The sequence below is a fragment of the Pseudomonas fluorescens genome, assembly GCF_000967965.1.
Taxonomy (GTDB): Bacteria; Pseudomonadota; Gammaproteobacteria; order Pseudomonadales; family Pseudomonadaceae; genus Aquipseudomonas; species Aquipseudomonas grandcourensis.
In genome coordinates this window covers 48,840-63,522 of record NZ_LACC01000011.1, presented here as the reverse complement: position 1 = coordinate 63,522, position 14,683 = coordinate 48,840, and the positions used below count along the sequence as shown (strand labels likewise).

The 14,683-nt window shown below is 60.0% G+C and carries 17 protein-coding genes; 11 read left to right on the top strand and 6 right to left on the bottom strand.

What is annotated here, in order from left to right; translation table 11 throughout:
- The first annotated feature begins 4 nt into the window (after nt 1–4).
- Nucleotides 5–487: an acyl-CoA thioesterase gene (locus tag VC35_RS07310; RefSeq protein WP_046038855.1), complete on the top strand. Its 483-nt coding sequence runs from the start codon at nt 5–7 to the stop codon at nt 485–487.
- 143 nt (nt 488–630) lie between these two features.
- On the opposite strand, the gene pdxY is transcribed toward VC35_RS07310, so the two are convergent.
- A complete protein-coding gene (pdxY, locus tag VC35_RS07305; protein WP_046038853.1) occupies nt 631–1,503 on the bottom strand; it encodes a pyridoxal kinase PdxY in 873 nt (290 codons plus the stop codon).
- Nucleotides 1,504–1,622: 119 nt separating this feature from the next.
- Here pdxY and VC35_RS07300 point away from each other — a divergent pair, with 119 nt between their 5' ends.
- Complete coding sequence (locus VC35_RS07300) at nt 1,623–2,036, top strand: DUF3301 domain-containing protein (RefSeq protein ID WP_046038851.1); 414 nt, start codon at nt 1,623–1,625, stop codon at nt 2,034–2,036.
- Nucleotides 2,037–2,040: 4 nt separating this feature from the next.
- Here VC35_RS07300 and VC35_RS07295 read toward each other — a convergent pair whose 3' ends face one another.
- Entirely contained in the window at nt 2,041–3,012 is a 972-nt protein-coding gene (locus VC35_RS07295; protein ID WP_046038850.1) for a CobW family GTP-binding protein, read from the bottom strand.
- A gap of 27 nt (nt 3,013–3,039) precedes the next feature.
- Here VC35_RS07295 and VC35_RS07290 point away from each other — a divergent pair, with 27 nt between their 5' ends.
- Nucleotides 3,040–3,396, top strand: a complete 357-nt coding sequence (locus VC35_RS07290) for a hypothetical protein (protein WP_046038848.1) — start codon at nt 3,040–3,042, stop codon at nt 3,394–3,396.
- A 15-nt stretch (nt 3,397–3,411) separates the two neighbouring features.
- On the opposite strand, the gene zigA is transcribed toward VC35_RS07290, so the two are convergent.
- The gene (gene zigA / locus VC35_RS07285; RefSeq protein ID WP_046038846.1) at nt 3,412–4,617 is read right to left on the bottom strand and encodes a zinc metallochaperone GTPase ZigA; all 1,206 of its coding nucleotides are present in this window, start codon (nt 4,615–4,617) and stop codon (nt 3,412–3,414) included.
- A gap of 142 nt (nt 4,618–4,759) precedes the next feature.
- Here zigA and VC35_RS07280 point away from each other — a divergent pair, with 142 nt between their 5' ends.
- A complete protein-coding gene (locus VC35_RS07280) occupies nt 4,760–5,137 on the top strand; it encodes a hypothetical protein (RefSeq protein WP_046038844.1) in 378 nt (125 codons plus the stop codon).
- Here VC35_RS07280 and VC35_RS07275 read toward each other — a convergent pair.
- Nucleotides 5,134–6,336 carry an N-acetylmuramoyl-L-alanine amidase gene (locus VC35_RS07275; protein WP_046038842.1) on the bottom strand — a complete coding sequence of 401 codons (1,203 nt, stop codon included), beginning with the start codon at nt 6,334–6,336 and terminating at the stop codon, nt 5,134–5,136. The two genes, VC35_RS07280 and VC35_RS07275, sit on opposite strands and share 4 nt — an antisense overlap.
- An 86-nt stretch (nt 6,337–6,422) precedes the next feature.
- On the opposite strand from VC35_RS07275, the gene folE2 reads away from it, so the two are divergent.
- The 6 genes from folE2 (at nt 6,423) to VC35_RS07245 (ending at nt 11,296) form a co-directional block, all read left to right on the top strand.
- The gene (folE2, locus tag VC35_RS07270; protein ID WP_046038840.1) at nt 6,423–7,319 is read left to right on the top strand and encodes a GTP cyclohydrolase FolE2; all 897 of its coding nucleotides are present in this window, start codon (nt 6,423–6,425) and stop codon (nt 7,317–7,319) included.
- Nucleotides 7,316–7,984, top strand: a complete 669-nt coding sequence (locus VC35_RS07265; protein WP_046038838.1) for a metal ABC transporter ATP-binding protein — start codon at nt 7,316–7,318, stop codon at nt 7,982–7,984. Before folE2 ends, VC35_RS07265 begins: the two co-directional genes overlap by 4 nt.
- The gene (locus tag VC35_RS07260) at nt 7,984–8,847 is read left to right on the top strand and encodes a metal ABC transporter permease (protein WP_046038836.1); all 864 of its coding nucleotides are present in this window, start codon (nt 7,984–7,986) and stop codon (nt 8,845–8,847) included. The genes VC35_RS07265 and VC35_RS07260 overlap by 1 nt, the downstream gene beginning before the upstream one ends.
- A 14-nt stretch (nt 8,848–8,861) precedes the next feature.
- A complete protein-coding gene (locus tag VC35_RS07255; RefSeq protein WP_046038835.1) occupies nt 8,862–9,737 on the top strand; it encodes a metal ABC transporter substrate-binding protein in 876 nt (291 codons plus the stop codon).
- Complete coding sequence (locus VC35_RS07250; RefSeq protein WP_046038833.1) at nt 9,734–10,294, top strand: gamma carbonic anhydrase family protein; 561 nt, start codon at nt 9,734–9,736, stop codon at nt 10,292–10,294. Before VC35_RS07255 ends, VC35_RS07250 begins: the two co-directional genes overlap by 4 nt.
- A 120-nt stretch (nt 10,295–10,414) precedes the next feature.
- Nucleotides 10,415–11,296 carry a His/Gly/Thr/Pro-type tRNA ligase C-terminal domain-containing protein gene (locus tag VC35_RS07245; protein ID WP_046038831.1) on the top strand — a complete coding sequence of 294 codons (882 nt, stop codon included), beginning with the start codon at nt 10,415–10,417 and terminating at the stop codon, nt 11,294–11,296.
- Between the two features lie 99 nt (nt 11,297–11,395).
- Here VC35_RS07245 and VC35_RS07240 read toward each other — a convergent pair whose 3' ends face one another.
- Nucleotides 11,396–11,917: a DUF3617 domain-containing protein gene (locus VC35_RS07240; protein WP_046038829.1), complete on the bottom strand. Its 522-nt coding sequence runs from the start codon at nt 11,915–11,917 to the stop codon at nt 11,396–11,398.
- A gap of 132 nt (nt 11,918–12,049) precedes the next feature.
- Here VC35_RS07240 and cls point away from each other — a divergent pair, with 132 nt between their 5' ends.
- Nucleotides 12,050–13,489, top strand: a complete 1,440-nt coding sequence (cls, locus tag VC35_RS07235) for a cardiolipin synthase (protein WP_046038827.1) — start codon at nt 12,050–12,052, stop codon at nt 13,487–13,489.
- On the opposite strand, the gene cfaB is transcribed toward cls, so the two are convergent.
- Entirely contained in the window at nt 13,486–14,670 is a 1,185-nt protein-coding gene (gene cfaB / locus VC35_RS07230; protein ID WP_046038826.1) for a C17 cyclopropane fatty acid synthase CfaB, read from the bottom strand. The two genes, cls and cfaB, sit on opposite strands and share 4 nt — an antisense overlap.
- Nucleotides 14,671–14,683 lie beyond the last annotated feature (13 nt).

Below are 14,683 nucleotides of genomic sequence, written 5' to 3'. Positions count from 1 at the left end.
TGCTATGGAACCCGGAAACGCCCAGCTGTCGATGACGGTATTGATGACCCCCGACATGGCCAACTTCTCTGGCAATGTCCACGGTGGCACCCTGCTCAAATACCTCGACGAAGTGGCCTACGCCTGCGCCAGCCGTTATGCCGGCCGCTATGTGGTGACCCTGTCGGTGGACCAGGTCATTTTCCGTGAGCCGATCCATGTCGGCGAACTGGTGACCTTTCTCGCCTCGGTCAACTACACCGGCAATACCTCCATGGAGGTGGGCATCAAAGTAGTGACCGAGAACATCCGCGAACGCTCGGTGCGTCACACCAACAGTTGTTTCTTCACCATGGTCGCGGTGGATGACCAGCGCAAACCTGCCTCCGTACCACCGCTGCAACCGCAGAATAGCGAAGACAAGCGTCGTTACATGCAGGCCCAGCAGCGCCGGCAGATTCGTCAGGAGTCGGAAAAGCGCTATCAGGAGATCAAGGGCGACGTCTGAGTCGTTCAGGCAGGTTGATGGTGTTCTCTAGATAGCCTTCGTCGGATCACCGCCCGGAGCAAGCCCGCTCCCACATTTGATCTTTGGTGTTGCATAGATCCAGTGTGGGAGCGGGCTTGCTCGCGAATGGGTTCAACGCTCAATCAGAGACTGATCGAGGTCGCTTCGAACCGCACCCGCGGATGAGCAATCCGGTCCTGAGCCCGTACCAGTTCCAACTCGTAGCTGGCACAGGCCTGGGTTTCCAGCAGCACCTCATGCACCGCCGACGCCGTGAACTCGAACGCGGCCACCAGGCTGTCGCCCAACAGCACACGGGCCAGGAACAGGCCGGACGTCAGATCGCCCACGCCTACCGGCTGACGCGGGAACGCCAGCAACGGGCGCTGCAAATGCCAGCTGCCTTCGGCCGTCACCAGCAGCATCTCGAAGACCTCTGCCGACTTGCCTGGGTAGTCCAGGTGCTTGACCAGTACTGCTTTCGGGCCACGCACCAGCAATGCACGCGCCATTGCCAGGCAATCGAACAGCGATTGCGGCTTGCGCCCGGAGAAGCTGTCCAGCTCCAGCTGGTTCGGGCACATGAAGTCCGCCACGGCGGCGGCCTCTTCCAACAGAAAATCACTGACTTCCGCCGGAACACTGCAGCCCTTCTCCGGATGCCCCATGACCGGGTCACACAGGTACAGCGCCTTGGGATTCATCGACTTGATCCGCGCCACACCCGTCAGGATCGCCCGGCCCTGGGCCGCACTGCCGAGGTAACCGGAGAGCACCGCATCGCAGTTGCCCAGTTCGCCAATCGCCGCAATGCCTTCGACCAGGTCGGGGATCTGGTGCGGCGCCAGCACTTCACCGGCCCACTGGCCGTACTGGGTGTGATTGGAGAACTGCACAGTGTTGAGCGGCCAGACATTCACCCCGACCCGTTGCATCGGGAAAACCGCGGCACTGTTGCCGGCGTGACCGAATACCACGTGGGACTGGATAGCGAGCAAATGCGGTGTACGTTTCATGCGGTGGATTTCCGTAAAACGATTGAAATTCTAGCCGCGCAGTATGCGACTAAACACAGCCTGTACGACAGACCAGCGACGCAGTTAAGCTGACACTATCTTGTTGGAGCACCCTGTTGATGCTGACCCTTGGAAATATATTCGTGCTGATGCTGTTCGCCACTGCCGGCGCATGGCTATGGCACAACCACGGCTTGCGCGAGCGCGCGCTGGAGCGGGTAAAACAGCATTGCGGCAAGCTCGGGATCGAATTGCTCGACGGCAACGTGGCCTTGAAAAGAATCGCGTTCATCAAGGATGCCAGTGGTCGGCGACGCCTGGCCCGTGTGTATAACTTCGAATTCACCGTGACCGGCGAAACCCGCCACAACGGCACCATCACCCAGTTCGGCGCTCACAGCGCACAGATTGAGCTGGCGCCCTACCCGGTCCCGTTCGACGAAACCGAACCGGTGGTCGACGTGGCGAAGCCTCGTGCGGAAGTGATCGAGCTGAGCCAGTGGCGTCAGGACCATACCAAGTGGCGGCCTTGAGCCGTTAACCCGATCCGGATCGGCACGCTGCCAGCTCACGCTGCAGCCGTTCTGCATTCTGCGCCTCACTGAAAATCAGCTCGATACGCGAATCCTGCCGCCATTCACTGGGCTGCCAGTCCAGCGCCGAGTTATCCACCGCGTTCGCCGAGATCCAGCCGTGGGTACTGTGGATAACCAGCTTTGCCCGCCTCCAGGCAAGGCATTCAAGCCACCGGCCAACCAGAGTGGCATCAAACACCTGGCTTGGGTGCCAACGCCATCCGATGCTCCAGCCTCCGTCCTGTTCCTGACTCAAGCAAATGGGCAATGCGGGATCGCTCCAGACCGCCGGCAGCTGCGCCAATCCCTTGGGCAAGATGAAGTTATCCACACCTGCCCGCGCTTTGGCATTCAGCCCCGGCAGCTCGCTCAAGGGTAAAGCCGCCTGTTGCGTCCAGCACAGGGGGAGCGGCGGCAATTGCCCGGCGATCCGCTGGCGACTGTCTTCGTCGAGACCTTCAGACTTGTTCAACAGCAGCAGTCCCGCATGGCCCAGCGCTTGCTGTTGAACATCCGGCAGCGGTTTGCCAGCGGCGAGCGACTGGGCATCCAACACCAGCACACAAGGCTGGACAGCCAACACACCTTGCCACGGTGCTTCGCTCAATTGTCTGAGCAACTGCGCCGGATGCCCCAACCCGGAGGGCTCGATGAACAATCGATCCGGTTGCGCCTTGCGCAATAAGCGCCCAAGACCAATCTGAAACGGCGCACCGTTGACGCAACACAAGCAGCCCCCGGCCACTTCCCCCAGTGCGATACCATCGGCGTCCCGGGTCAGTAGTGCAGCGTCGAGACCGATCTGGCCAAACTCGTTGATCAACACCGCCCACCGCTCGCCAGCCGGGCGCTGGGCCAGCAGGTGCTTGATCAGGCTGGTCTTGCCGGCGCCCAAGGGGCCGGCAATGACATGAGTGGGGATATTCTGCAGCATGGTTGATGATTTCTGAGGAGGTGGTGGATGCGGTTGATCGGCTTGTCGTTGCTCCTGGCACTCGTTTCAGGCGAGGCGCTGGCCCAGGCTTGTGTGGTTCACAGCCAGGGCGAGCGACTTGATGTCCAGGTTTGCCAGCAGAACCGCAACATCCCGCCAAAACTCTTCGCCGATGGTTTCTGCCAACCGAAACTGGCGGGGCAGAAAGTCGATGTGCAGTATGTCGATCAATGTCCCGGCGGCGCATTTGGTATCTGCAGCAACGCCCAAGTTGCCAATATGCCCTACCGACAGGATATTCACTATTACGGCGTTGCCACCGACGCGGCGTATTTGCAGCCGTACTGCGAGGCCCAGAGCCAGGGCACCTGGCTCAAGCCTTGAAGCGCCAATAGTGGATCAGGCAGCCTCTTCATACCAAGGGCCGAATGGATCAGGCAGCAAACGCCAGCCCTCTACCCCCAGCGCCATTTCCTCATCGGTCAGCAGGCATGCGTCCAGCTCGGCCGTGAGTTGCGTGAAGTCGATGTTCTGGCCGATGAACACCAGTTCCTGGCGACAGTCCCCGCTGTCAGCAGTCCAGTTTTTCATGATCCCGGTGGTACTTTCTTCGTCCTGGGGCCATTGGTTTTTCGGTACGAAACGCCACCAGCGCCCGGCAAAGCCATAGCGCATCAATCCACCGGCCTGAGACCAGCTGCCGGCGTCCATGTGCTTGCTCGCCAGCCAGAAGAAGCCCTTGGAGCGCAGCAGCTTGCCGTTGTCCCAAGGACCGTCGATGAAGTTGAAGAAACGCTGTGGATGGAACGGCCGGCGAGCCCGGTAAGCACTGGAAGCGATTCCGTATTCTTCGGTTTCCGGCACGTGTTCGCCGCGCAACTCCTGCAACCATCCCGGCGCCTGGGCAGCCTTTTCGAAGTCAAAACGACCGGTGTTGAGAATCTTGTTCAAGGGGATTTCTCCCATCGCCATCGGAATGATTTCCGCCCGGGCGTTGAGCCGCTCAAGAATGGCGATCAATTCTTCGCGCTGGTGTTTGCTGATCAAGTCGATCTTGCTGAGCAAAATCACATCGGCGAACTCGACCTGCTCGATCAACAGATCGGTAATCGAACGTTCGTCTTCCTCCCCAAGGGTTTCTCCTCGGGAAGCCAGGCTTTCGGCAGCCTGGTAATCGAGCAGGAAGTTCATGCCATCGACCACCGTGACCATGGTGTCGAGACGGGCGATGTCGTTGAGGCTCTGGCCGTCTTCATCGCGGAAAGTGAAGGTTTCCGCCACCGGCAGCGGTTCGGAAATACCGGTGGACTCGATCAGCAGATAGTCGAAGCGACCGTCCCTGGCGAGTTGACTCACCTCCTCCAGCAAGTCTTCACGTAACGTACAGCAAATACACCCGTTACTCATCTCCACCAACCGTTCTTCAGCGCGATTAAGGCTGACATCGCGCTGGACTTCGGTGCCATCGACGTTGATTTCGCTCATATCGTTGACGATGACTGCAACCCGCAATCCATCGCGATTACGTAGTATGTAATTAAGAAGTGTACTTTTTCCGGCGCCTAGAAAGCCGGAGAGAACGGTCACGGGGAGTCGATTGGACATCTGCATATTCCTCACAGGGATGCCCGGTCGCTGTGTCGGGCCTACACAATGCTATACTGTAACAACACAAATAAACCATCCCCTCTTGCCCGGCAGGGAAAAGGACAGGATGCTGAACACCGCTCCCCTCGTGAGAAAGCCCATGCGCAACGCCCTTAAACCTGCATTGATCATGCTTTCCCTGCTGATGGCGGCCGACGCGACGGCCCAGATCCCGAGCCTGGCCAAATGCACCCGCAGCGCCAATCTGCTGGCCTGCGTGGATGCAGATGGCAACGCCTACAGCGTCAACACCGCCGGTAGCACCCTCTATCTGCGGGGTTTCGAAACGGCCGGAAAACGCTATTGGGCGCAGACCAACAGTCGCTACGGCCAGCTAACGTTTTTCACCGGTATCGCTTCCGATGGCGAGGCCTGGGTCGGCTACAACCGGCGCGTCGGCTGGACCACGATCAACCGGTTTTCCAGCTCCGGCGGAAGCAGCGCCAGGTTCACCTGCAGCCGGATCGCTGGCTGTTAGGCCGGCTTGTTTTTCTGCTCCTGCTGCCAGGCGAGGTAGCTGTTGATTGGCGGATTTTTCTGAAAGTAGCGCTGTAACCCTTCGAACAAGCCGTCAGCCACCGCCTGCTGATGGCGTGCGGTCACCAGCCGCTGACTGTCGCGGGCATTGGAGATGAAGCCGGTTTCCACCAGGATCGACGGCACATCCGGCGACTTCAACACCGCGAATCCGGCCTGCTCTACACGCTTCTGATGCAAGGTGGTGATGCCCGCCAGGCTACCGAGCACGGTATTGCCCAGCGCCAGGCTGGCGGCGAGGGTGGCGTTCATCGACATATCGAGAATGACACCGGCGAGCATCGGATCCTTGTCCTTGAGATTGAGCAGGCTCGTCGCGCCCAGCAGGTCCGCGCCGTTCTCTCGTTGCGCCATGAAGCGCGCCGTGGCGGAGGTCGCCCCTCCTTCGGACAGGCAGTACACCGACGCGCCTGATGCCGTGAGACGCGGTGCCGCATCGGCATGCACCGAGATGAACATGTCGGCATTGTGCTTGCGGGCGATGTCCACGCGCTTGCGCAACGGCACGAAGAAATCGTCATTGCGCACCAGTTTCACGTCGAAGCCTTTTTCGCGTTTCAGACGTTTGGCCAGCAACTGAGCGATGGACAGCACCACGTCTTTCTCACGCTCGCCCTTGGCCCCGATCGCCCCCGGATCCTTGCCACCATGGCCGGGATCGACCACCACGATGATGTCGCGCATGGGATGGGCCTTGGCCGTGGCCACTGCTGGCGCTACAGGAGACGGCGATGGCAACGGCGCGCTGGTTTTCAGATCTAGCACCAGCCGGTGTCCCTGCCCATCCTGGGGCGGCAACAGGAAGCTGTTGAGCAGTACCGGCTCACGGAGGTCGAGGACGATCCGCGTATCGCCCCTGCCGAAATGCCCGGATCGAATCGAACGGATCACGCCATCGCCCAGGGCCAGCTGACTGAAATCGCCGCCGAGGCCGGCGCCACTGAGGTCGATGATCAGCCGCTCCGGGGCACTCAATGAGAAGGTCTTGTACTGCACGGGTCTGCTCAGATCGAACACCAGCCTGAGCTTCCCGTCCGAGCGCCAGAGCCGTGCATTACGAATTTGCGTAGCCGCCGCGCCGAAGGGTAAAGCGAAGGCCGCACTGGCCAGAATCAGGTTGAGCAATTGGCGTCTGTGCATGATGAAGGCCTGTTCATGAAAAAGGCATCGTCGAGTTTGTTGTTATACTATAACATGACAAATTAACTCCCACGATGGACCTGCTCATGAATGCGCTGACTCTGCCGGATATCGCCGCGCAGGCCTCACGCCAAGCCCTGCCACTGGAGTGGGTGGGCATGTGCGGCATTGCTCTTCCCGTTTTGTTTGATGGCCAACGACTGAATGCAAAGGCCGATGCCGGCGTGAGCCTCGACGATGGCAACGCGCGCGGCATTCACATGTCACGGCTCTATCTGGCGCTTGAATTGCTGGAGCAGGAAAGCCTTTCACCGGTTTTATTGCGGCGGGTTTTGCAGCGCTTTCTTGAGAGTCATGAAGGGCTATCCAGCAGCGCACACCTAACCATTCATGCCGATTTGTTGCTGAAAAGGCCGGCGCTGATCAGTCCACTGGCCGGCTGGAAAAGCTATCCAGTCCGCATCGAAGCGCGTTTGAAAAACGCAATGTTCCACGTGGAACTAAAAATAGACGTGCCTTATTCCTCAACTTGCCCGTGTTCCGCGGCCCTTTCTCGACAGTTGATTCAGCAGCAGTTCGTCGATGACTTCGCCAACAAGCCCCTGCAACACGCCGACGTTTTAGCCTGGCTCGGCTCCACGAACGGCATAGTCGCTACACCTCACAGCCAACGCAGCAGTGCAAAGTTGCGTGTACGGCTGGCTGATTTTTTGGACGAGTTACCTCTGATCGCCGTCATAAACGACGCCGAAGCCGCACTCGGCACCGCCGTACAAACAGCGGTAAAACGCGCCGACGAACAGGCCTTCGCCCTGGCCAATGGTCAGAACCTGATGTTCTGCGAAGACGCCGCACGCCGTTTGAATTTGGCCCTCAAGCGCTCCACAGGCATCAACGCCTTCCACATTCGAGTCACTCACGCCGAAAGCCTGCACGCCCACGACGCCGTAGCCGAAAGCCGTTTCAACTGGGAGGCCGCATGATTGCTTGCCACGCTTTGCGCTGGGGCGCACCGGGGCAGCCACTCACGCCCGCGCTGGACTTCGAACTGTCGAAGGGCAGCCTGACCGCCATCATCGGTGCGAACGGTTCCGGGAAAAGCAGCTTGTTGAAGGTCATCGCCGGCTTGCAAAAACCGTTGGCCGGAAAGGTGCGACTGGGTGTTCCTCTCAAGGGCGGTGTGTCGTTCCTGCCCCAGCAACAACACCTGGACAGGCAATTTCCGATCAGCCTTCAGGCATTGGTGGCCGCCGGCTTCTGGGGCAACAAACAGTCACCGCAGATCCGTAGCCAACGACTGAACACCGTCCTCGAAAACTGGTGCCTGAACGGCCTGGAAGATCGACCCTTGATGGCCCTCTCCGGCGGCGAATTGCAACGCGCCCTGCTCGCCCGATTGAGCCTGACCGATGCCCCCTTGCTGTTGCTCGACGAACCCCACGCGGCCCTCGATGAACTCGGCCAGGCATTGCTCTGGAAGCACATACACGATTGGCACCTCGAAGGCCGGACACAGGTGGTCGTGTGCCATGACCTCGCCGCTGTCCGCGAGCACATCCCACACACGTTGCTGATCAAAAGCAGTGGTTGCGCATTCGGCCCTAGCGCCGAACTGATCGGCCAACCACCACAAGCGCAGGTGGCCTAATGATCGCTGCCGCGCATCTTTGGCAACCGTTCCTCGAGTTCGTCTTCATGCGTCGGGCGCTGCTCGGAGGTTTGCTCCTGGCGTGCAGTACGGCGCCCCTTGGGGTGTTTCTGATCCTCAGACGCATGAGCCTGATCGGCGATGCGGTCGCGCACGGCATCCTTCCTGGTGCGGCCCTGGGTTTCTGGTTTGCCGGGTTGAGCCTCCCTGCGCTGACCATCGGTGGCCTCGGTGCCGGCCTGAGCATGGCCGGCCTTGCAGCCTGGGTTACGCGACGCACCGGTCTGCGAGAGGACGCCAGCCTCGCGGCGATCTACCCGATTTCCCTGGCCGGTGGCGTGCTGATTCTCGGCATCGCCGGCAAACGCCTGGACCTGTTGCACCTGCTGTTTGGCTCGGCGCTGGCGGTCGACGGACCGACCTTGACCGGCATGCTTTGGGTCTCGGGCCTGAGCCTGATTGCCATGGTGCTGATCTACAAGCCACTGCTGCTCGACACCCTCGACCCGCTTTTTCTGCAAACCGTCAGCCGACTCGGCCCACTGGCCCACGGCGTGTTCCTGACGCTGGTGGTGTTGAATCTGGTCATCGGTTTCCAGGCGATCGGCGCGTTGATGGTGGTCGGCCTGATGATGTTGCCTGCCGCCGCGGCGCGTTTCTGGAGTCGCCGCCTGCCGGTGCTGATCGTCGTCGCCGCCCTGCTCGGCAGCCTCTCGGTGTGGCTCGGTTTACTCATCTCGTTCTATTACTCGCTGCCCAGTGGCCCGGCAATCGTGCTGGTGGCCGGCGGTGGGTATCTGCTGTCCGTGGTGTTCGGGCCGGTGCACGGCTTGCTGCGCCGCCCGCCTTTGCTCACATCCTAATGAGGTGTTACCCGATGCGCGCTTTACTCGTGCTGTTCAGCTTGATGGTGTCGATGTCACTGTCTGCCGCCGAAAAACTTCAGGTGGTCACCAGCTTCAGCATCCTTGCCGACATGACCCGGCAGGTCGGCAAGGATCATATCCAGATCACCAACATGGTCGGCCCGGACGCGGATGCCCATACCTACGAGCCGACACCGGACGACGCTAAAGCGCTGCTCAAGGCCAGGCTCATCATTAAGAACGGCCTGGGTTTCGAGCCCTGGCTGGATCGCCTGGTGACGAGTACCGAGACCAAGGCGCCGGTCATCAGCGCGAGCCACGGCGTCATTCCGCGCAGCCTGGATGAAGACGGCGAAACCGTTCCCGACCCGCATGCCTGGCATAACCTGGCGAACACCGAGCTGTACATCGCCAACATCACCAAGGCGCTGATCGCCGCTGACCCGGCGAATACCGCCGACTATAAGCGCAACAGCCAGGCGTATCTGAAACAGGTCTATGCCTTGCTCGCCGAAGCCAAGGCCAAACTCGGTTCACTGCCACCGGGCAACCGCAAGATCGTGACCTCCCATGACGCCTTCGGTTATCTCGGCCAAGCCTACGGCATCGAGTTCATGGCGCCTCAAGGCCTGTCCACCGAGCGCGAACCTTCAGCCGCCGAAGTGGCTGCACTGATCACCCAGATTCGTCAGGCCAAGGTCAAAGCCGTGTTCATGGAAAACATCAAGGACGCCCGCCTGCTCAAGCAGATCGCGGATGAAAGCGGCGCGCAGATTGGCGGCACCCTGTACTCCGATGCCTTGGCGGCGAGTGGTCCGGCCAGTACCTTCACCGGGTTGTTCGAGTACAACCTCAACACCCTGTACAACGCGTTGAGCAAGCCATGATCCGCAAGAATCCTTCCGGAGATTTACCGCTGATTGCCGAGTCGGCCTACGTCGACAAGACGGCGATCATTTGCGGCAAAGTGGTGATCGGCGAGAACGTGTTCATCGGGCCCTATGCCGTGATCCGTGCTGACGAAGTCGATGACTCGGGCGACATGCAGCCGATCACCATCGGCGCCAACTCGAACATCCAGGACGGCGTGGTGATCCACTCCAAATCCGGTGCGGCGGTGACCATTGGCGAGTTCAGTTCCATCGCCCACCGCTCGATCGTGCATGGCCCCTGCACCGTGGGCAATCGAGTGTTCATTGGCTTCAACAGCGTGCTGTTCAACTGCGCGGTCGGTGACGGTTGCGTGGTGCGGCACAACTCTGTGGTCGACGGTCGTGACCTGCCTGAGGCCTTCTACGTGCCCTCCACCACGCGGATCGGCCCCAACACCGACCTCTCGCAATACCCGCCGGTGAGCGTCAGTGCCTCGGAGTTTTCCGAAGACGTGGCGCGCACCAACGTCGACCTGGTGCGCGGCTACAAAGCCCTGCAAAACGAGTTCTGAAGCGGGTGGCCAAAAACAGCCATCGTGTCAGGACAAATTGCCTGGCACGACAAACGTCTTAATGTTTGCCCCTACGGTTTATGCGATAACGCTCGTTAGAAGCACGTGAGTACGCCGACCATGATCCAGATCACCCTGCCCGATGGTTCATTGCGTGAATACGATCAGCCACTGTCCGTGCACGAGGTGGCCGCCAGTATCGGCGCCGAACTGGCCAGTGCGGCCGTAGCGGGCCGAGTCAATGGTGTACTGGTGGACTGCGAATACATGATCGAGGCGGATTCCCGGGTCAGCATTGTCACCCCCCGGGAGCCGGACGGCCTGGAGATCCTGCGCCGCTCCTGTGCATTGATGCTGGCCATGGCGGTCAAGCAACTCCACCCTCATGCACAAATGCGTGCGGGAAAGGAATTGGGTGACGGTTTCTTTTACGAGTTTACAGTCGAGCAACCGCTGACCCCGGCAGACCTGCCTCTCATCGAAGCGCGCATGCAGTCACTGGCAGCGACCAATCACTCGATCCGTCGACGGCCGGTGCGCGAAGCAGTGCCGCTGTACCGTCTGGGGGACACCGAGTACCAGAGCCATGGACCGCACGTCCCCACCACAAAAGTCTTGCAGGCGTTTGCCCTTGATCACATCAGCGGCACGGTGCAACAACGGATCTATGGCACCTGCTGGTCCAGCCATCAGGAACTGCAACACTGGCGCGTTCCACCTCACGTGGTTGTCGTGAGCATGGATGACCGCCAGGCGACTTATGCACAAGCGGTGACCGAATCCTTGCGCCAAAAAGGCGTGCGCGCCAAGGCCGACCTGCGAAACGAAAAAGTCCGCTACAAGATTCGCCAGCACAGCCAGACCGTGCCGTACCTGGTTGTGGTTGGTGAAAAAGAACAGGCTGGGGGGTTCGTCAGTGTGCGCAGTCGCACGGGGGAGGATTTTGGCCGGATGGCTGTCGAGGCTGCGTGTGAGTGGTTGAGTCGGCCGGGGATGATCTAGGGAGGCTGGAAGGACGCCTTCGCGAACAAGCCCGCTCCCACACTGGATCTGTGGTGTTCACAAAACCAATGTGGGAGCGAGCCTGCTCGCGAAGCTTTTTTAAGCTCTTGGCTTCACAGTGCCGCAATCCTGCCCCAGCCAGACGGCGCGGGATTCAAGGCTGCCCTTCTGCTGAAGGCCGGTGGCGTTGAACGTCCCGTTGACCTTGGTGGTGAACTCGCGATCACTGAGGAACGTCGCCACGCCGGCACCCTGGGCTCTCGGGCAACTGAAGCGGAATTTCCACTGATTGCCGGAGCGGTCGGTAATTTCCTGTTTGCAGCCCGACTGCGGATCGGTCAGCGGAATGTTGTCGGTCTTGACCTGTTCCGGGGTCAGGCACGCCCGGATCCCTTTACCCCCCACGGTGATGCCCTGTTTTTCCAGCAATGCACGCTGCTCAGGGGTCATCTGGCTCTGGAGTTGACCGAGGATCAATTGCAGGTCCGGCATATTCTGCTCGTCGACCTTCATGTTGCTCGTGGTCAGCTCCCACAATCCTGGTTGCAGCATTTGCGCGTGAGCCGCCACAGGAAGCGCCAAACCCAGTGCCATGGCCAAACCCAGCAGACGAACGTTCATCGAGTAACTCCTGATCAGTAGTGGCCGTTAGACGTCAGCCGCTGGCTTCGGTTCATGGGCGAATTAATTAGCGACATTCTGCACGGAACATGGTCTGTTAAGCACTGAATCTTCAGGAGCAAGGCAGCCCCCATGGATTATTTCGGACCGCATATTTTCGGTTATACCATCGCCCTGTTGCACTCGCTGGGCTTGATCGCGGCCATACACGCCGTGTTGACCGTCCGTACCGCCCAAGGCTCGATCGCCTGGGCCCTGTCGCTGTTTTTTATCCCTTACTTCACGCTGATTCCGTACTTGATGTTCGGCCGCAGCACCTTTGATGGCTACATCAAGGCCCGGCGGCAGGCCAACGAGGAGATGCGCAAGGCTGTTTCCGAACTCAACTGGCGACCCTGGGTAGAAGAAGCCCTCACCGCCCGCGCTTCTTCTGCCTACGCCTCACTCAGAGCGATGCCCAAGCTTGGACACATGCCCTGCCTGGCCAATAACCAGACGCGGCTGTTGATCAACGGCCAATCGACATTCGACGCCATTTTCGATGCCATCAGCCAGGCGAAAGAAGCCGTGCTGATCCAGTTTTTCATCGTCCACGACGACCGCCTCGGCCAACGGCTGCAGACTTTGCTGTTGAAGAAAGCCGCCGAAGGCGTGGCGATCTACCTGTTGTATGACCGCATCGGCAGCCACTCCCTGCCCAACGGCTATGTGCAGGCCTTGCGTGATGGCGGGGTCGAGGTCAAGGCTTTTGGCCCCCGTAGTGGCTGGTTCAATCGCTTTCAGGTGAACTTCCGCAACCATCGCAAGATCGTGGTGGTGGACGGCATTCTCGGCTTCGTCGGCGGGCACAACGTCGGTGATGAATACATGGGCGAGAAACCGCCCCTGGCCCCTTGGCGCGATACCCACGTGCAAGTGCGCGGACCAGTGGTGGCGTGCATGCAGGAATCTTTCGCTGAAGACTGGTTCTGGGTGGCTCATGCCCTGCCGCCACTGATCCTGCCCGAGGTTTATCCGGAAGACGGCGTGCTGTGCCAGTTGCTCGCCAGCGGGCCGGCAGACCCCTACGAAACCTGTTCTCTGTTCTTTGTCGAAGCGATCCATGCGGCAACGGAACGGGTCTGGATCACCAGCCCGTACTTCATCCCCGATGAAGCCGTGTTCGCAGCGTTGCGCCTGGCGGTACTGCGCGGTGTGGATGTGCGCCTGCTGTTGCCGTCTCGGCCCGACCATCGAATCGTCTACGCCGCCTCCAGCCTCTACGCTTTCGAAGCCGTGCGCGCCGGTGTGCGGGTGTTCCGTTACGAGCCCGGATTCCTACACCAGAAAGTGGTGTTGATCGACCGTGAAATCAGCGCCATCGGCAGCGCCAACCTGGACAACCGTTCGTTCCGGCTGAATTTCGAAGTGATGTTGCTGACCGTCGACAGCGCCTTTGCCACCGAGGTGGAACAGATGCTCAACGATGACTTCGCCAACGCCCACGAAATCGCCAAAGGAGAAGGCCGGGAGACCCATCGCCTGCAGCAGGTCGGCATGCGGGTCGCACGGCTTATTTCGCCGATTCTCTAGAGGTAGATATCGTCACGGGTCCATGGCAGTTCATGACTGCCATCGGCGTGGGCCTTCACTGCGAGAATCTGGTGCAGGTTGATCCAGCCGCGGGCAAACGCGTAGGCGCAACCGGCCAGGTACAGCCGCCAGATGCGCAGAACTTGTTCCGGTACGAGTCTGGAGGCCGCTTCGAGGTTGTCTTCCAGGCGTTCGCTCCAGTGATCGAGTGTGCGTGCGTAGTGCAGGCGCAAGCTCTCGACGTCGACGATTTCAAGCCCCGCCTCACTGATCTCGGCAGATATCATCGACAGGTGCGGCAGCTCGCCATTGGGGAACACATATTTCCCGATGAAATCTCCGGCACCACGTCCTACCGGACGGCCATCAGTGTATTTGGCGGTGATCCCGTGGTTCATCACCAAGCCACCCTCTTTCACCGCGCCGAACAAGGTATTGCAGTATTCGGCCAGGTTGGCGTGGCCAACGTGTTCAAACATGCCGACGCTGACCACTTTGTCGAAACGGCCATCCTGTGGCAGATCGCGATAGTCGAGCAGTTGCAGTTCGACCAGGTCCTCCAGGCCCTCCGCTTTTACGCGTTCCCGGGCCAGGGCCAACTGCTCCTTGCTGAGGGTGATACCAAACACTCTCGCGCCAAATTCCCGCGCCGCAAAACGCGCTAGTCCGCCCCACCCGCAGCCCACATCCAGCAGATATTCACCAGGCTGCAAGCGCAGCTTGCGGCACAGATGACGGAACTTGGCTTGCTGGGCCTGCTCAAGGCTTTCGCTGCCGGTCTCGAAGTAAGCGCAGGAATACGCCATGTCGCTGTCGAGCCACAGCTGATAGAACTCGTTGGAAAGGTCGTAGTGGTAGGAGATCGCCTTGGCGTCTGTCTCTTTGTCGTGGGCGCTACGAACGGGCTGATTGTCGTCGTTTTCGTCCAGCAACGCCTGGCTCCATTCATCGCAGACACGGATCACTTCGCTGATGGAGCCTTCGAGTTCCAGTTTGCCTTCGACAAAAGCAGCACCGAGGGCGTCCAGGCTTGGATGGGTAAACTGGGTGACCATTTGTGGGTCCTTGACCACAATCGTGACGCTGGGCGCCGGTCCCAGATTAAGTTCATGGCCGTCCCAGAGTCTCAGGCGAAGCGGTAATTGCAGATTCTGTAAGGCCGGTGGAAGATGCGCGAGCATGGAGAAGCCCCCT